At 31.3% G+C, this 17,888-nt stretch carries 19 protein-coding genes and 3 other annotated features; of the genes, 17 read left to right on the forward strand and 2 right to left on the reverse strand.

All coding sequences use genetic code 11. The annotated features are described in order from the left end of the window. The first annotated feature begins 7 nt into the window (after positions 1 to 7). The 6 genes from nadE to KQI68_RS09630 all read left to right on the forward strand — a co-directional run bounded on the left by nadE (position 8) and on the right by KQI68_RS09630 (position 6,438). Positions 8 to 730, forward strand: a complete 723-nt coding sequence (nadE, locus tag KQI68_RS09605; protein WP_216549904.1) for an NAD(+) synthase — start codon at positions 8 to 10, stop codon at positions 728 to 730. A gap of 71 nt (positions 731 to 801) precedes the next feature. Next, positions 802 to 1,030, forward strand: a binding site (T-box leader). A gap of 50 nt (positions 1,031 to 1,080) precedes the next feature. Then, the gene (locus KQI68_RS09610) at positions 1,081 to 2,076 is read left to right on the forward strand and encodes an ABC transporter substrate-binding protein (protein WP_216549905.1); all 996 of its coding nucleotides are present in this window, start codon (positions 1,081 to 1,083) and stop codon (positions 2,074 to 2,076) included. 68 nt (positions 2,077 to 2,144) lie between these two features. Then, positions 2,145 to 2,374: a binding site (T-box leader), on the forward strand. A gap of 49 nt (positions 2,375 to 2,423) precedes the next feature. Beyond that, positions 2,424 to 3,413, forward strand: coding sequence for an ABC transporter substrate-binding protein (locus tag KQI68_RS09615; protein ID WP_216549906.1), 990 nt, complete (start codon positions 2,424 to 2,426; stop codon positions 3,411 to 3,413). Between the two features lie 76 nt (positions 3,414 to 3,489). Then, positions 3,490 to 3,721 (forward strand) — a binding site (T-box leader). 36 nt (positions 3,722 to 3,757) lie between these two features. Then, positions 3,758 to 4,753, forward strand: coding sequence for an ABC transporter substrate-binding protein (locus KQI68_RS09620; protein ID WP_216549907.1), 996 nt, complete (start codon positions 3,758 to 3,760; stop codon positions 4,751 to 4,753). A 19-nt stretch (positions 4,754 to 4,772) separates the two neighbouring features. Then, positions 4,773 to 5,657: an ABC transporter permease gene (locus KQI68_RS09625; protein ID WP_216549908.1), complete on the forward strand. Its 885-nt coding sequence runs from the start codon at positions 4,773 to 4,775 to the stop codon at positions 5,655 to 5,657. Then, positions 5,644 to 6,438: an ABC transporter ATP-binding protein gene (locus KQI68_RS09630; protein WP_216549909.1), complete on the forward strand. Its 795-nt coding sequence runs from the start codon at positions 5,644 to 5,646 to the stop codon at positions 6,436 to 6,438. The genes KQI68_RS09625 and KQI68_RS09630 overlap by 14 nt, the downstream gene beginning before the upstream one ends. A 30-nt stretch (positions 6,439 to 6,468) precedes the next feature. On the opposite strand, the gene KQI68_RS09635 is transcribed toward KQI68_RS09630, so the two are convergent. Further along, positions 6,469 to 7,308, reverse strand: a complete 840-nt coding sequence (locus tag KQI68_RS09635; protein WP_216549910.1) for an ABC transporter permease subunit — start codon at positions 7,306 to 7,308, stop codon at positions 6,469 to 6,471. Further along, positions 7,298 to 8,587: an ATP-binding cassette domain-containing protein gene (locus KQI68_RS09640; protein ID WP_246541303.1), complete on the reverse strand. Its 1,290-nt coding sequence runs from the start codon at positions 8,585 to 8,587 to the stop codon at positions 7,298 to 7,300. Before KQI68_RS09640 ends, KQI68_RS09635 begins: the two co-directional genes overlap by 11 nt. Before the next feature lie 122 nt (positions 8,588 to 8,709). Between KQI68_RS09640 and ychF the strand changes: the two genes are divergently transcribed. The 11 genes from ychF (at position 8,710) to KQI68_RS09695 (ending at position 17,882) form a co-directional block, all read left to right on the forward strand. Continuing rightward, positions 8,710 to 9,798, forward strand: a complete 1,089-nt coding sequence (gene ychF, locus KQI68_RS09645) for a redox-regulated ATPase YchF (protein ID WP_216549911.1) — start codon at positions 8,710 to 8,712, stop codon at positions 9,796 to 9,798. A 7-nt stretch (positions 9,799 to 9,805) separates the two neighbouring features. After that, entirely contained in the window at positions 9,806 to 10,627 is an 822-nt protein-coding gene (locus KQI68_RS09650) for an HAD-IIB family hydrolase (protein WP_216549912.1), read from the forward strand. A gap of 4 nt (positions 10,628 to 10,631) precedes the next feature. Beyond that, positions 10,632 to 11,480, forward strand: a complete 849-nt coding sequence (gene ylqF, locus KQI68_RS09655; protein WP_216549913.1) for a ribosome biogenesis GTPase YlqF — start codon at positions 10,632 to 10,634, stop codon at positions 11,478 to 11,480. Beyond that, complete coding sequence (locus KQI68_RS09660; RefSeq protein ID WP_216549914.1) at positions 11,470 to 12,087, forward strand: ribonuclease HII; 618 nt, start codon at positions 11,470 to 11,472, stop codon at positions 12,085 to 12,087. The genes ylqF and KQI68_RS09660 overlap by 11 nt, the downstream gene beginning before the upstream one ends. Then, positions 12,081 to 12,440 carry a YraN family protein gene (locus KQI68_RS09665; RefSeq protein ID WP_216549915.1) on the forward strand — a complete coding sequence of 120 codons (360 nt, stop codon included), beginning with the start codon at positions 12,081 to 12,083 and terminating at the stop codon, positions 12,438 to 12,440. Before KQI68_RS09660 ends, KQI68_RS09665 begins: the two co-directional genes overlap by 7 nt. A 127-nt stretch (positions 12,441 to 12,567) precedes the next feature. Beyond that, positions 12,568 to 13,314 carry a Fe-S cluster assembly ATPase SufC gene (gene sufC / locus KQI68_RS09670; protein ID WP_216549916.1) on the forward strand — a complete coding sequence of 249 codons (747 nt, stop codon included), beginning with the start codon at positions 12,568 to 12,570 and terminating at the stop codon, positions 13,312 to 13,314. 37 nt (positions 13,315 to 13,351) lie between these two features. Next, positions 13,352 to 14,731 carry a Fe-S cluster assembly protein SufB gene (gene sufB, locus KQI68_RS09675; RefSeq protein WP_425516620.1) on the forward strand — a complete coding sequence of 460 codons (1,380 nt, stop codon included), beginning with the start codon at positions 13,352 to 13,354 and terminating at the stop codon, positions 14,729 to 14,731. A 7-nt stretch (positions 14,732 to 14,738) separates the two neighbouring features. Then, the gene (locus tag KQI68_RS09680; protein ID WP_216549918.1) at positions 14,739 to 15,791 is read left to right on the forward strand and encodes a SufB/SufD family protein; all 1,053 of its coding nucleotides are present in this window, start codon (positions 14,739 to 14,741) and stop codon (positions 15,789 to 15,791) included. Then, the gene (locus tag KQI68_RS09685) at positions 15,791 to 17,035 is read left to right on the forward strand and encodes an aminotransferase class V-fold PLP-dependent enzyme (RefSeq protein WP_216549919.1); all 1,245 of its coding nucleotides are present in this window, start codon (positions 15,791 to 15,793) and stop codon (positions 17,033 to 17,035) included. Before KQI68_RS09680 ends, KQI68_RS09685 begins: the two co-directional genes overlap by 1 nt. Next, complete coding sequence (gene sufU / locus KQI68_RS09690; protein WP_216549920.1) at positions 17,022 to 17,474, forward strand: Fe-S cluster assembly sulfur transfer protein SufU; 453 nt, start codon at positions 17,022 to 17,024, stop codon at positions 17,472 to 17,474. The genes KQI68_RS09685 and sufU overlap by 14 nt, the downstream gene beginning before the upstream one ends. 12 nt (positions 17,475 to 17,486) lie before the next feature. Further along, positions 17,487 to 17,882 carry an RrF2 family transcriptional regulator gene (locus KQI68_RS09695; protein ID WP_216549921.1) on the forward strand — a complete coding sequence of 132 codons (396 nt, stop codon included), beginning with the start codon at positions 17,487 to 17,489 and terminating at the stop codon, positions 17,880 to 17,882. Positions 17,883 to 17,888 lie beyond the last annotated feature (6 nt).

Genomic DNA, 17,888 nt, shown 5'->3' on the forward strand with positions numbered 1-17,888 from the left:
AGAAATTATGGATTACAAAAAAGTCACAGAAGATTTAGTTAATTGGTTAAAGGAAAAAGCAAAAGAAACTGGTGCAAGGGGATTTGTCTTTGGACTTTCTGGTGGAATTGACTCTGCAGTAATTGCAGCACTTTCAAAAAAAGTATTTCCAGAAAATTCGCTAGGACTAATTATGCCCTGTGAAAGCATTGATGAAGATGCAGAACATGCAAAGCTTGTTGCAGATAAAATCAATTTAAAAACAGAGACAATTGATTTAACAAAAACTTACAGAACTTTAATAGAAGCATCTTTTGAATCTGAAAATAAAATGGCAAAGTCAAATATTAAGCCAAGACTTAGAATGACTACACTTTATTATTATGCCCAAGACTTAGGATATTTAGTTCTTGGACCTTCTAATGCAAGCGAGTGGTATCTAGGTTATTCAACAAAATATGGAGATTCTGGTGCAGATATAATGCCTATAGTAAATATTTTAAAGACAGATGTATTTGAAATAGCAAAGGAACTTGGAGTGCCAAGAGAAATTATAGAAAAGAAACCATCAGCAGGACTTTGGAAAGGACAAACTGATGAAGATGAAATGGGCTTTACTTATGAAGTTCTTGATTCATACATCAGAGGAGAATCAACTCCTGATGAAAAGATAAAAGAGAAAATTGACAGAATGCATAAAAACTCAGCACATAAAAGAGTTATGGCACCTCATTTTGAACTTAAAAAATAAAATTATTTAAAAATTTTTAAAAAGTTGTTGACAAAAAAATTTTAACTAAGTATAATACCATTTATAAAATAATAAATGCGTTGAAAGAGAAAAAGATATTTAGCAAATCTTAAAGAGAGTGGGGATGGTGAGAGCCCACAGATGAGCTTATATGTAATATTCACTCTTAAGCTTGAAGGATGAAATTTAGTAGGCCTTCACGGAAGTCACCGTTACCAGAGACTAGAGATTGTTAGATCTTTAAAGAGGAAATTATTTAATTTCGAATTTAGGTGGTACCGCGAATCCTTCGCCCTATATGGGGTGAAGGATTTTTTTATTATTTTAAATAATATTTTCGGAGGAAAAAGATGAAAAATTTAAGAAGTTTATCAAAAGTGTTAGCGGGAGTTGTGTTATCAGGAATGTTAGTGGCATGCTCAGGAAGTGGAAGCCAAGGACAAACACAAGCAAAAGCATCAGGTGGAAGTGAGCCGATAAAGATTGGAGCTATTTCATACATTGAACATGTATCATTAGATAATTCAATCAAAGGGTTCGAAGACAGATTAAAAGAAAAAGGTATTAATGCAATTGTAGAAGTTGAAAATTTACAAGGCGATCAAGCTCTTACAACTACAGTACCTAAAAAATTCGAAGGAGACGAATACAAACTTGTTTATGCAGTTGCGACTCCACCAGCACAAGGTGCAAAGACAGCTTTACCTAATAAAAATATAGTTTATTCAGCTGTAAGTGATCCAATAAAAGCGGGACTTATTGAGGCACCAGATAAAATCGATCATGTAACAGGTGTAAATAATAAATCAATTGCTAAAGAATACTTATCTTCATTCTTAGAATTATATCCAGATATAAAAACAATAGGAACTTTATATTCACCATCAGAAGTTAATGCACAAGTGCAAGTTGAAGACTTGAAAAATGCCTGCAATGAACTTGGTATAAAATTAGAACTTGTTGGAATTAATAGTATTAATGATGTGTCGCAAGGTCTATCAGGAATTGTAAATAAAATTGATGCTTATTATGCAATCACTGATAATGTTGTAGCAGCAGCAGGACCTATAGTTGCAAAAACATTATTAGAAAATAATCTTCCTTCTGTATCTGCTGAAGAAGGACAGGTAATGAAGGGACTATTAGTAAGTGATGGAGTAGATTATTATGAACATGGTAAACAGGCAGCAGATCTTGCAATTAGAATTTTAAATGGAGAAGATATTAAAAATGTTCATGCAGAAGATAATAAGGTAAAATCCAGAAAAGTAAACGAAAATACAGCAAAAGCATTGGGTCTTGATTTAAATTCTGATTATTTCAAGAATGCAACACTTGTAAAATAAATTTAAAATTTTTTAAAAAAAGTGTTGACAAAAAAATTTTAACTAAGTATAATACCATTTATAAAATAATAAATGCGATGAAAGAGAGAAAGATATCAAGTAAGTCTCAAAGAGAGTGGGGATGGTGAGAGCCCATAGATAAGCTTATATGTAATATTCACTCTAAAGCATGGAGGATGAATTAAGTAGGCCTTCACGGAAGTCACCGTTATCAGAGACTAGAGATTGTTAGATCTTTAATAGAGGAAATTTTTTGAATTTCGAATTTAGGTGGTACCGCGAATCCTTCGCCCTATATGGGGTGAAGGATTTTTTTATTATTTTAAAAATAATTTTTGGAGGAAGAAATGAAATATTTAAAGAAAGTATCAAAGTTAGCAGTAATTGGTTTAATGGCAGCATCACTTGTTGCATGTGGAGGAAATAAAAAAGCAGAAACAGCAGATGCAGCAGCTGGAGATGAACAAGTAAAAATTGGCGTTATATCTTATATTGAGCAAGTTTCACTAGACAATGCAATTAAAGGTTTTGAAGATAGACTTAAAGAAGAAGGAATAAATGCTCAGTTAGAAGTTGAAAATCTTCAAGGAGACAATGCTCTTACAACAACAGCTCCTAAAAAGTTTGAAGGAGACGAATACAAACTTGTTTATGCAGTAGCAACACCATCAGCACAAGGAGCAAAGACAGCTCTACCAAATAAAAACATTATTTATGCTGCAGTAACTGATCCAGTTGAAGCAGGACTAATTGAAGCACCAGATAAAATTGACCATGTAACAGGAGTTAATGATGCAGTATCTGCTAAGACACAACTTGAATCTTTCTTAAAGATTTATCCTGATGTAAAAACTATTGGAACTCTTTATTCAACATCAGAAGCTAACTCATTAGTTCAAATAGAAGATTTAAAAAAAGCTTGTGATGAACTTGGACTTAAAGTTGAAATCGTAGGAATTAATAACATCAATGATGTTTCGCAAGCACTTCAAACTATTACAAATAAAATCGATGCTTACTATGCACTAACTGATAATACAGTTGCATCAGCAGGACCAATAGTTGCAGAAATTTTACTAAACAATAATCTTCCATCAGTTTCAGCTGAAGAAGGACAAATGTCAAAGGGACTACTTATGAGTGAAGGTGTAGATTATTACGAACATGGAAAACAAGCAGCAGATTTAGCAATTAGAATTTTAAATGGGGAAGACATTAAAAATGTTCACGCAGAAGATAATAAAAAAGCTGCTAAAAAAATAAATGAAAAAACTGCTAAAGCACTTGGACTTGATTTAAATAGTGAAAATCTAAAGGATGCAGAACTTGTAAAATAAAATAAAAACTTAAAATATTTTTGGATAAAAGACTTGACTTTAACTTGCTACTAGCTTATAATACATTTAAATTTTAATAAAAGCTGTGCAAGAGAAAAAAGAATTTTAGATGATTTAAGAGAGTTGTCGTTTGGTGAGAGACAATACATCGGAATTTAACATACACTCTTAAGCTTATTTGTTGAAGGTAGTAGGCAAGTACGGAAGCCCCCGTTAACGCAGGCTAGAGGTTGTTAGACCTTAAAATGAGGTAATCTTTTTGATTATAAAATCGGGTGGTACCGCGAAGTCAGTCTTTCGTCCCAATGTGGATGAAAGACTTTTTTTATTTTGGAGGTATTTTAATGAAATTTAGAAAGTTAGTAGTTTTAGTGATGATGTCAATGCTTCTTGTAGCATGTGGCACTAAAAAAGAAGATGGAGCTTCAACAGAAAAGACAAATGCAAATGAAGTTTCCACAGAAAGCTCAAATAAAAAAGTCGGAGTAATACAACTTGCAGATCACATTGCACTTGAAAGAGCGAGACTTGGATTTGAAGAAGAACTTAAAAAGACAAATCCAGATGTAGAAATTATTACAAAAAATGCAAATGGAGATTTAACAGTTGTTCCACAAATTATAAAATCCTTTAGTGATCAAAATGTAGATTTAATTTACGCAATAGCAACACCTGCAGCCCAGGGAGCTAAAAATGCAGAAAAAGATATTCCAATAATATTTAATGCAGTAACAGATCCTGTAACATCAGACTTAGTTGAAAATATTGAAAGCCCAGAAGCAAATGTAACTGGAGTAAGTGATTACTTCTCAATGGCTGCTCAATTAGAAGAGATGATAGACATCTTCCCAGATGTAAAAAATATTGGAGTAATGTTTTCAACAAATGAATCAAATTCAAAATTCCAAATTGAAGAACTTAAAAAAGCAGCAAGTGATTTTGGATTAGAAGTTGTAGAAGTTGGAGTTAACAACATAAACGACGTATCAACAGCAATAAAAACACTTGAGCCAAAGATGGACATCTTTATGGCGATTACAGATAACACAATCTCATCTGCATCATCAATAATTGCAGAAAGTTTAAAACAGGCAAATATTCCATCCTTTGCATCAGAAGAAGGACCTGTTGAAAATGGAATACTTCTAAGTTTAGGTGTAGACTACACAAAACTTGGTGAGGAAGCAGCTACTATAGCTGATGAAATTTTAAAGGGAAAGAAAGTTAATGAAATTCCAGTACTGTTTCCAACAGAAGCTAGAAAAGTAGTTAATAAAGATACAGCTGAAGCATTAAAGATTGAAAATGAAAAATTATTTGAAAATGCTGAAGTGAAATAAAGAATTAGGAGGAAAAAAGTTGAGTTCAGTATTAATTGAATCCATTGTCATGGGACTAGTCTTCTCAATATTGACAATTGGAGTAGTGATAACATTTAAAATATTAGATTTTCCAGATATGTCTGTGGAAGGTACATTTCCACTGGGAGCCTTTGTATTCGCAAAGATGCTTACAATTGGAATTAATCCAATAATATCAATGGTGGCAGCCCTACTTGCAGGAGCTGTTGGAGGTTACATTACCTATGTACTTTACAGAAAGATAAATATCCAAGCAATCCTAGCTGGTATTCTAACAATGACATTTTTATATTCAGTTAACTTAAGAATAACTGGCACACCAAATGTTACTTTTTTTGATTATAAGACTGTATTTCAACTTTTTGAAAGCGTGCCAAAAATTGTAATCTTGGCTATAATCGGAATTATTATAAAACTTGCAATAGACTGGTTTTTAAAAACAGAAAAGGGTTATCTCTTACTTGCAACAGGAGATAATGAAACTCTAGTTAAATCACTTGGAAAAAATCCAAACAAATATGTTTGTACAGGACTTATGATTTCAAATGCACTTGCAGCACTTGCAGGATCTCTTATGGCTCAGTCAAATGGATACGCAGATATCACAATGGGCCAATCAATTATAGTATCAGCACTTGCATCAATTGTAATAGGAGATGCATTCCTTAAAAATGTAAATGCATTAAATAGAACAACAAGAGCTATAATTGGAGCGGTAATTTATAGAATAATTTATGGAATCGCACTATACATTGGACTTGCACCAAGTGATTTAAAGGGAATTACAGCAGTAATAGTTGTAGCATTCTTAATTTATAATAATATTTCGTCAAAGGGACTTAGTGTATTAAAAGAGAAGAGGGAAGAAAATGTTAAAAATTAAAAACTTATCAAAAACTTTTTACAAAGGCACAGAAGAAGAAAATAGAATTTTCAATAATTTCTCATTAGAAATTAATGACAACGAATGTGTGGCAATACTTGGGCCTAATGGTTGCGGAAAATCAACTTTATTTAATATGATTAGTGGAGCTTTAAATTGTGATTCAGGTTCAATTGAACTTGACGGAAATGACTTATGTAAACTTTCAGAAGACCAAAGAGCAATCCACATTGGTAAGGTTAATCAAGATCCTTCAAAGGGAGTTGCATCAACTTTAAATATTTTAGAAAATATGTCAATGGCATATAAAAAGGGACAAAAATTTGGATTTAGAAAACTAATCGACAGAAATAATATAGATCCAATAGTTGAAAAGTTAAAGGGAATAGGACTTGGACTTGAAAACAAATTAAAAACTCAAGTAAAATTTTTATCAGGAGGACAAAGACAATCACTTTCACTTTTAATGGCAACTATTAAAAAACCTAATATACTTCTTCTCGACGAACATACAGCAGCCCTTGACCCAAAGACATCAAAGATAATAATGGATAAAACTAATGACCTTGTGAAAAAAGAAAAGATTATGACTCTTATGATTACACATAATCTAAGACATGCAATAGAATATTCTGATAGAATCATAATGCTTAATAAGGGAGAAGTAGTACTTGATATTAAACCTGATGAAATAACAGAAGAAGAATTAAATAGAATTTACAACGAAAAAATTGAAGAAAGCAATAATTTAAAATTAGAAAGATTAGAAAAGATAGCATAAATAAAAACCTACTCAAATGAGTAGGTTTTTTTAATATTTAAGTTCTTTATTAGAATAGATTGCATAAGTTAGCACAATCATTAAAATAAATATTCCAAGATTTACAGCAACTGCTATAAAATCTAAATTTGCACTTACAAAAGAATAAGGTGCAAAGGCTAAATTTGGGAAGAATTTTACAACATTTTCAAAAACTCCTCCAATTGTCATTCCAATAACTGTAACTAAATAAATTAAAAATACAAAAAGTGCAGAAACTGCATCTTGTTGAGTTGATGATCTTGACATTGAAGAGAAGAAGTATCCAAAAGACATAAATACTAATCCACTGCCAAGTAGTCCAACAAAGATTTTAACTACAGCTTGTAAGATTTCGTAATTTGATACTGCAGGAAGATCAACGCTGCCAATATTAATTGACGTTAATAGTATTGAAAGTCCGCAAGTTGCAACAGCCATAATTATTAAAAATATTATATAAATTAAAATATTTGCAGAAATTTTTGAAGTTACGATTTCTGATTTGGAAATTGGATTTGAATAAATATATTCAATATTTCCACTTGATTGTTCCTTTGCTAGGGAATTAGCACCAAGTTGCATTGCAAATATTAAAATTAAAAATGCAAGATAATGATAAATAAGTGAAAGAAAATCACTAATATTTGTAATGTCTAAATTATTGTAAAATCCAAGGATTTCACGAGTGCTTTCGCTAAAGTTTTCAACAACTGAATTTAAAAGTGAACTCATTTGTGAATCTGCTAGGAAAGGATAAAAGGCAAGCATAAGTCCAAGTAAAATAATCAGAACAATTGCCCAAGAAATCATCTTGCCGAAATTTGATTTAAATTCCATATTAAATATCATCTTTATCCTCCTTTGATAATGTATTTTCTGTTGCGTTGAAAATAGAATCTTCATTAGTTTCAGAAGGAATGAAGATAGTTTCGTCATTATTATTTACTACTGCTTCGTTATTTATTACAGTTTCTCTGTACTCATCATCAACAAATAAATTTGTCTTAGTGTTGTGAATTTCATCTTTTTGAGGATTAGTATCTTCAACTTTAACTCCTTCAATTTCTGTAAATTCAGCACTAGGTTCTTCATTTATCTTTATAGTTGATTCAGTAACTCCATTTATTTCTTCTGCATGAATTGTAGTATCATCCGCTACTGATGTCTCAACAACTTCAGCTTGTTCAACTGGTTTTGCAAAATTTTCTGGGTTAGGATTATCTCCACTGTAGTAAGCATTTATTTTGTCTTCTAATTTTGCATTTTTAAGCTCATAGTTTACAAGATTTTCTTCATAAATAACTTTTGAAAGTGCAGGAATTTCTTTGTCGTAATAAAGTATTGTTTCATCATCTTCATCTTTAATAACTCTTGCACCAATGGAAGTAAAATAATTTAAATTTCCTCTGTATTCAGGAATTTTTAAAACTTTATCTTCTGAAATTTTTTGGTTGTTGTATTCAATATTTTGAATTTTGCCATTAGATAAGTAAGCAATTCTTGAAGAATATTTTTTCGCTTCTGATAAAGAATCAGATAAAAGTAGAACTGTTAAACCTTCAGTCTCATTTAGTTTTTTAATATGAGAGAAGAGTTTATTAATATCACTTTCATTTAAATCCTTAGTTGGATTATCTAATACAAGAAGTCTTGGTTTAGTAACTAAAGCATTAATAATAGAAAGAATTTTCATTTCTCTATTATCCAAAGCTGAAATTCTATTTGAACCATTAAATTCAAAATAATCACACAATGCATCAATATCTTCAGTGCTTGTTAAATTATGTGCGTTAAGTGTTTTCTTTAATAGAGAATGCACCTTTAAATTTGAATTTAAAATTAAATCTTCAAAAACTAAGCTAGTGCTTTCCTTAATTTCTTTTGACTCTTTAAATGAGTCCATATCGTAAATCCTAATAGATCCATTATTAGGTTTTAAATATCCCATAATGATTTTAGCAAGAGTAGTCTTGCCGGAATTTTCCGTCCCAAGTAGAGAGAAAAATTCGCCATCTAAAATTTCCAAATTAATATTTGATAGTACTCGTTGTTTTCCTAAACGTTTAGTCAGGTCAGTTATGACGATGGCACTCACATTGTTCACCTCTTTTATAATTGATAAATTCATTATACAATAAAAAAAGACTAAATTAAAGCTGGTACTTGTGATTTTGCCTTTTAAAATAATTTATTAATAATATATAAATTTGTCTTTTGTGATATAATTTAATTTTGAATGGAGGTTTACTAATGAAACTAGGAATCGTTGGACTTCCCAATGTAGGGAAATCTACTTTATTTAATGCGCTAACAAGTGCAGGAGCAGAAGCTGCAAATTATCCCTTTGCAACTATTGAGCCTAATGTTGGGGTAGTTAATGTACCTGATGAAAGGTTGACTGAACTATCAAAACTTAGTAACTCACAAAAAATCATTCCTGCTATTATAGAATTTTACGACATTGCTGGTCTTGTTAAGGGAGCAAGTAAGGGCGAAGGGCTTGGCAATCAATTCCTTTCTAATATAAGAGAAGTTGATGCAATTGTTCATGTTGTAAGATGCTTTGATGATGAAAATATAATTCACGTTGATGGCTCTGTTGATCCTATTCGTGATATTGAAAATATAAATTTAGAGCTTATTTTTTCAGATTTAGAACAAATTGAAAATAGATATTCTAAAATTGTAAAAAAAGCAAAAGCTGATAAGACACTTAATAAAGAAAAGGAACTTCTTGAAAGAATTAAAACTGCTCTTGAAGAAGGAAAATCTGCAAGAGTTGTTGAAGTTGATGATGAAGAGAAAAAAATCATAAAAAACTACGCTCTTCTAAGTGCAAAACCTGTAATATATGTATGTAATGTGTCTGAAGATGAAATTGGAAACGAAGACAATGAATATGTTAAAAAAGTTAAGGAATTTGCAAATGAAAGCGGAGATGAAGTAGTAGTTATTTCTGCAGAAATTGAAGCTGAAATTGCAGCACTTGATGCAGATGAAAAAGATTTATTCTTAGAAGAACTTGGACTTTCTTCATCTGGTTTAGATAAGCTAATTAAATCAAGTTATAGCTTACTTGGACTAATATCTTTTCTTACAACTGGAGAAGTTGAAACAAGAGCTTGGACTATTAGAAAGGGAGCTAAGGCACCTGAAGCGGCAGGAAAAATCCACACTGACATGGAAAGGGGATTTATTAAAGCTGATACAGTTTCCTATGAAGATTTAATTAATTCAGGTTCAACTGCTGCTGCAAGAGAAAAGGGACTTATAAGAAGTGAAGGAAAAGATTATGTTGTAGAAGATGGCGATGTAATTGTATTTAAATTCAACGTATAGGTGATTTATGTATAAAATTATTTCAATGGATTTAGACGAAACCCTACTTACGACAGACAAGGTAATGACAGAAAGTTTTAAACCCTTTGTAAAAAAGCTAAGAGACCATAATTATATGCCTGTTGTTGCAACTGGACGTGAATACTATTCTGCAAAGAAATTTGTAGGAGATGTGGATATAGATTTAATTTGCAACAATGGAAATATAATTCGCGACAACAAAACTGGAAAAATTGAATATATAAATCCAATTGAGCCAGAGGATTTAAAAGATGTAATGAGTTTTGATACTAATGAAAATGTCTATTCTACAATTCATGTATCAAGAGAAGATGGAATAAATTTACTTTATAAAAAGAAAAATTTCAAGACTTTTGATAAAACCTATGTCTATGCTTTTGATGGAAGAAATGAAGGAGTAGATGACTTTATTGATTTTAATGGAATGCCTCTTTCCATAGTTTTTGCTGGAAAATTTGATGAACTTCTTGAAATGAAAAATAGTATGGAAGAAAAATTATCAGATAGATTTAATTTTCACATTATGAAGATAAAGAGAGAACCAAAGTGGATGCTTGAAGTTCTTCAAAAAAATGGCGATAAATTCTTTGGCGTTAAGGAATATGCAAAGACTAGAAATGTAGATATGAAGGAAGTTATTGCAATTGGAGATGATTCAAATGACAAAATGTTAATTGAAAAGTCTGGCCTTGGCATTGCAATGATAAACGCTGTAGAAATTCTTAAAGATGCAGCAGATTTAATTTCTGATTATGATAACAACAATGATGGAGCAATTAAAATGCTCGACAAGGTAATATTTGGGTGATTTTATGAACATAAATTGGTATCCAGGTCACATGAAAAAGACCATTGAGGATATTGAGAAAAAATTAAAACTTGTAGACTTTTGTATTGAGATAATTGATTCTAGAATTCCATATTCTAGTAGAAATCCAATTTTTAAAGACTTATTAAAATCTAAGAAAAGACTTTTAATTTTTAACAAGTCTGATTTATCTGACCCAGTTATAAATAAAAAGTGGATGGATAAAATCACAGATACAAGTAATTTTGCAATATCTTACAATGCCACTAAACCTGATGTAGGAGCAGTAGTATCAAAATCTGAAGAATTGATGTCAGAAGAAATAAAAAAATATACTGAAAAGGGACTTAACAGAGGACCCCTTCGTGCAATGATTGTAGGGATACCAAATTCAGGTAAATCAACTTTTATTAACTCAATTGCAGGAAGTAAATCTGCAAAAACTGGAAACAGACCTGGAGTTACTAAGACAAATCAGTGGATAAAAATAAACCCAAGACTTCATCTACTTGACACACCTGGAGTTCTTTGGCCTAAGTTTGAAGATAAAGTTGGACTTCATCTTGCCTTTACTGGTGCAATTAAGGATGAAATTATGGATAGAGAAACTCTCGCTTTAAGACTTATCGAAAGACTTAGAGATATTGATACAAAGATTTTAGGAAAGAGATACGATTTAGAAGACACTGAAAATATGGAGCCAATTGAAATAATGGATGAAATTGGAAAAAGAAGAGGAGCTCTTATAAGGGGAGGCCTCATTGATTATGAAAAAGTAGCCTCTATTGTTCTCGATGAATTTAGAAAGGGAGTTTTAGGAAGAATTACATTGGAGGATCCCGATGAATTTTAAAACTTTTGAAGATGATTTTGAAAGAGAAGGATACAAATTAATTGCAGGAATTGATGAAGTGGGAAGAGGATGTCTTTTCGGAGATGTTGTTTCCTGCGCAATAATTATGCCTCGCGGTGAATTCATTGAAGGAGTAAATGATTCTAAAAAACTTTCTGTTAAAAAGAGAGAAGACTTATATGTGAAGATTTTAGATTCTGCTATTGCTGTTGGTATTGGAAGAGCAGATGCAGATTTAATTGACAAGATAAATATTAAAATGGCAACACATTTTTCAATGATAAATGCCATAGACAATATGAGGGATAAAAATGGAAAAAAAGTCCTTCCTGATTTTCTATTAATTGATGCAGAAAAAATAAACACAGATATTATGCAGAATTCCATTATTAAAGGTGATGAAAATTGCTATTCAATTGCTTGCGCTTCAATAATTGCCAAAGTTTACAGAGATAATCTATGTAAGAAATGGGAAGAAGAGTTTCCAAATTATGGTATTGCAAAACACAAGGGCTATGCAACTAAGTTTCACAGAGAGGCGTTAAAAGAAATGGGGCCAAGTAAAATGCACAGAAAGAGTTTTTTAAAAAATATAGCGTCATGGTAGGGCACAATTTATTTTATGGAAATAAGGGAGAAGATATTGCCACAAAATTTTTAGAGAAAAAGGGATATAAAATTCTTGAAAGAAATTACAGAAGAATAGGAACAGAAATTGATATTATTGCAAGGGACAAAAGTGAAATTGTCTTTGTTGAAGTAAAATCAAGAAATTCTAGAAAATTTGGCAATGCTTCAGAAGCAGTTACGACCTATAAAATGAAAAATATTATTCAAACTGCAACAGCTTATATAATGGAAAAATCTCTTTACGATATTCAAGTGAGATTTGATATTATTGAAGTTTATTTTAATGAAAAGGAAATCAACCACATAATTTCGGCCTTTATGCTATCTTAAACTAGGTTTTTACCTAGTTTTTTTATTGCACAAAGACTATTAATTTAAGAAACAATGTGTTATCATAAGTAATGAAATAAAACATAGTAATTTTGTATGATTAATTTTTATTATAAATGGAGGGTATATGACTGAGTTATTAAGAGTTGAAAATTTATCAGCAGGAGTAGAAGACAAAGAGATTTTAAAGGATATAAATCTTAAAATAAATTATGGAGAAGTTCATGTAATTATGGGACCTAATGGTTCAGGTAAGTCAACACTTGCCAATGTAATTATGAACAATCCACAATACGAAGTGACTAGTGGAAAAATATTTTTAGATGGAGAAGATATCACTGATTTATCTACTGATAAGAGAGCAAATAAGGGATTATTTATGTCTTTCCAAACACCAGAAGAAGTTGCAGGAATTTCTGTAGAAAACTTTATTAGAACTGCAAAATCTGCAAAAGAAGACAAGACAATTCCTATTTTAAAATTCAAAAAACAAATTAAAAAGGAAATGGAAGAATTAAAAATGGATTCTTCCTATGCCGAAAGATATTTAAATGTGGGATTCTCTGGTGGAGAAAAGAAAAAGAATGAAATACTTCAAATGTTAATGCTTGATCCTAAACTTGCAATCCTCGATGAAACTGATTCAGGACTTGATGTTGATGCCACAAGAATTGTATCAAAGGGAATTGAAAAATTCTTAAATGAAAATAATTCTGTATTAATTATCACTCACCACAAAGAGCTAATTGATAATATTAAACCAGATTATGTTCATGTGATTTTAGATGGAAGAATTGTTAAAGAAGGAGATGCTTCTCTAATAGATAGAATTGAAGAAGAAGGATTTAACTGGATTAGAGAAGAGGTGAAATAACTTGGCTAACAAAAAAGAGAAAACATATGTAGAGGATATGGACCGTGGAGTTTATGATATAAAAAATAAATTCACTTACAAATCCAAAACTGAAAAGGGACTTACAGAAGAAATAGTAAGACAAATTTCTAAGGAAAAAGATGAGCCAGAATGGATGCTTGAATCTAGACTTAAGGCTTTAAAAATATACAATGAAAAACAAAATCCTAATTGGGGACCAGACCTATCAGAAGTTGATATGGATGAAATCACAACTTATATAAGACCTGATGCAGAACTTTCTGATGATTGGAAAAATGTACCTGATGAAATTAGAGATACTTTTGATAAGCTTGGAATTCCTGAAGCAGAAAAAGAAGCCATGCTTTCAGGTGTTGGTGCACAATATGACTCTGAAGTTGTTTATCACAATATTCAAAAATATTTATTAGATCAAGGTGTAGTTTATACAGACTTTGAAACTGGACTAAAAGAATACGAAGATATTGTAAAAAAATACTTTAGCAAATGTATTACACCAAATCTTCACAAATATGCTGCTCTTCACTATGCAGTATGGAGTGGTGGTTCCTTTGTATATGTACCAAAAGGAGTTAAGGTTGATATTCCACTTCAATCTTATTTTAGGCTCAATGCTCCAGGGGCTGGACAATTTGAACACACTTTAATAATAATTGAAGATGGTGCATATTGTCATTTTATTGAAGGATGTTCAGCTCCTAAATACAATGTAATCAATCTTCATGCAGGTGCAGTTGAGTTATTTGTAGGAGAAGGAGCAACACTTAGATATTCAACAATTGAAAACTGGTCAAGAAACATGTACAACCTAAACACTAAAAGAGCAATTGTAGAAAAAGATGGCAAAATCGAATGGGTTTCAGGCTCTTTTGGATCTAAAGTTTCAATGCTATATCCAGCTTCAATTCTTGTTGGAGAAAATGCACAAAGTGAATTCACTGGAATTTCTTTTGCTGGTGAAGGACAAAATCTTGATACAGGATCACAAGTTATTCATGCAGCACCTCACACAAAGTCAACAATTAACACTAAGTCAATTTCTAAATCTGGTGGAGTTGCAATTTACAGAGGTCTTGTGGATATTAAAGAAAATGCCTATGGATCAAAGAATTCAACTTCATGTGAATCATTAATGCTTGATAGTGCATCGAGATCAGATACAATTCCATCAATTAAGATAGAAAATAATGATATAGATATTGGACACGAAGCTAAAATAGGGAGAATAAGCGACTCAGTTATTTTCTATTTAATGACTAGGGGAATTTCTGAAGACGAAGCAAAACAAATGGTAGTTAGAGGTTTTGCTGAGCCAATTGCCAAAGAACTTCCTATGGAATATGCTGTTGAGATGAATAATTTAATCAATCTTGAACTTGTTGGAGCTATTGGGTAGGTGAAATATGAAGACTATAATTGGAAATGAAATTGCCTTTAAGACATTTAATTTCTTAAAGGTAAATGAAACTGAAATAGAAATCCCTGAACTTGAGGGAAAATTATATAGAGAAGAAGGAGAAAAATCTCCATTAGAATTAAAAGAATTTAATGAAATTGAATACGGAGTTTCTAAGGAAGCACTTGAACTCAACAGAGAATATCTTAATTATTATAATTCTTATGAAACTAAAGTCGGCGAAGAAAAAGATTTTGGTTTAAAATTATTTGAATTAGATGACGAATATAGTGAACTAAATGACCTTCACGATGTAGTTGCAGAAAAAGATTCTAAATTAAGATTAGTTCTTGATTACACTTCTACTGGAGAGGAAGAAAAATTTAGAAATTCTGTAATTAGAATTCTTGCTCACGAAAACTCAAATGTAGAAGTTTTTATTATTCAAAGAGATGATGTAAATACGATTTCTCTTGAGTCAGTTGGAATTTATGCTCACGATGAAGCAAATATTGCAGTTCACCAATACGAGCTTGGATCTTCAAAGCTTTACACAAATTACAAATGTGAATTAATTGGAGAAGGGGCAAATTCAATTGTCGATTCAGTTTATTTTGGTCAACAAGATGAATACCTAAACATGAGTTATGACATGATTCACAAAGGCAAGAAAACTGAAAGTGATATCTTAGTCAACGGAGCTTTAAAGGATAAGGCAAATAAAAATTTCAAATCAAATCTTCAATTTATTGAAGGTGCTTGTGGATCAGTTGGATCAGAAGAAGAATATTCAATTCTTCTAGATGAAACAGTTCACTCAATTTCTGTTCCGCTAATGCTTGCTCATGAAGATGATGTTGTAGGAAATCACGCATCAAGTTCTGGTAAGCTAGACATGGATCAAATTTTCTATTTAATGACTAGAGGAATCAGTCTTGAAGAAGCTGAAGCTCTAATCGTTGAATCTAAATTTTCAGGAGCAATTGATAAATTAGAAGACGAAGAACTTGAAAATGAAGTTTGGGAAGTTGTTAGAGAAATTATAAAGAGGGGAAATTAATGTTTACAAAAGAAGAAATTAAAAATATAAGATCAGAATTTCCATATCTTAATATAAAACCAAATGGCAAAGAAATAATTTATTTTGACAATGGAGCAACTACTCAAAAACCGAGAGAAATCATAGATAATATTGTTAAGTATTACGAAGGAGAAAATGGAAATCCTCACAGAGGAGCACATTATCTTGCAATGAAATCTACTGAAGTTTATGAAAATGCAAGAGAAAAAGTTAAAGACTTTATTGGTGCAGAAAAATCCAGTGAAGTTATTTTTCTTAGAAATGCAACAGAAGCTTTAAACCTTGTTGCATACTCCTATGGTAGGAATGAGCTAAAAGAAGGAGACGAAATCCTAATTTCAATTTTAGAACATCATTCTAACATTGTTCCATGGCAAGAAGTATGCAAGAAAACTGGAGCAGTTTTAAAATATGTCTATGTTGATGAAAATATGCAAATTCCATTTTCTGAATTTGAAGAAAAAATCACTGAAAAGACTAAAATTGTATCAATAACTGGAGCTTCCAATGTTGTTGGAACATATCCAGATATCGAAAAAATTGTAAAATACACAAGAGAAAATTCAAATGCAATATTTATTTTAGATGGAGCACAATATGTGCCTCATAAAAAGGTAAATGTCAAGGAACTTGATGTGGATTTTATGGCATTTTCTGGACATAAAATGTATTCTGCAATGGGAATTGGCGTTTTATATGGTAAGGAAAAACTTTTAAATAAAATCGAGCCATTTCTAAGTGGTGGAGACATGATTGAATATGTCTACGAAGATCACACAACATTTTTAGATGCTCCTCAAAGATTTGAAGCAGGAACAGTAAATGTTGAAGGAGCTGTTAATCTTGCAGCAGCAATTGATTATATAAATAAATATGGCATGGAAAAAATCGAAGAATACGAAAAGTATCTTACAGATTATTGCTACGAAAAATTATCAAAACTTGATTATATTAAAGTTTATACAACAAATTCAAAGGATAGAGCTCCAGTAATTTCCTTTAACTTTAATGAAGCTCATCCCCATGATGTTGCATCTATACTCGATACTTTTGGAATTGCAATTAGATCAGGACACCACTGTGCTCAACCACTTCACAGATTTTTAGGTTCTAACTTTTCTTGTAGAGCAAGTTTTGGAATTTATAACACAGTAGAAGAGATTGATTATTTTGTAGAACATCTTGAAGATGTAAGGGAGGTTTTAGGAATTGGATCTAAATAGTATTTACACAGAACTTGTATTAGAACATTCTAGAAACAAACAAAATAGAAGAGATTTAGATGAATATACTCACAAGGAGCTTGGACACAATCCTAGCTGTGGAGATGAGATAACTTTGCAACTAAATGTAGTGGATAATGTCATTGAAGATATTTCATACACTGGTCATGGATGTGCAATTTCACAAGCTTCTACTTCAATAATGTGTGACAATGTAAAGGGAATTACAGTTGATGAAGCCATTGAAAGAGCAGATAAATTTATAGGAATGGTTAAAGGCGAAATTACTGACGAAGATGAATTAGAAGAGCTTGATGATGCAATTGCCTTTGAATCAATTCAAAATTTACCAGCAAGAGTCAAATGCGCCGTTCTTTCGTGGTACACCTTAAAGGATATACTTGTTAATGATAAAACTGAAGGATCTTTTACTCCGTAATGAGGTGATTAAATGAAACTTTCAACTAAGGGTAGATACGGACTAATGGCAATGTATAATCTTAAAGAAAATATGGGCAAGGGTCCAATTTCTTTAAAAGACATTGCAAAAGATGAAAATTTATCAGAATCATATTTAGAACAACTCTTTACACTTTTAAGAAAAGCAGGACTTGTAAATTCAATTAGAGGAGCTGGAGGAGGTTATGAACTTTCAAGAGATCCTAAAGAAATTGCAATTGGAGATATTATAAATGCCTTAGAAGGAGACTTATCCTTATCTTGTTGTGATTTAGGTAAAAATGAAAATTGCAACAAACTTAATGAATGTGCGACAAGAGATATTTTAAATAAATTACAGGGTAAAATTGAAATTGCAATGGAGTCAATGACTCTAGCAGATATGTGAGGCAAC

Source organism: Peptoniphilus ovalis, assembly GCF_018919265.1.
GTDB classification, from domain to species: Bacteria; Bacillota; Clostridia; order Tissierellales; family Peptoniphilaceae; genus Peptoniphilus_A; species Peptoniphilus_A ovalis.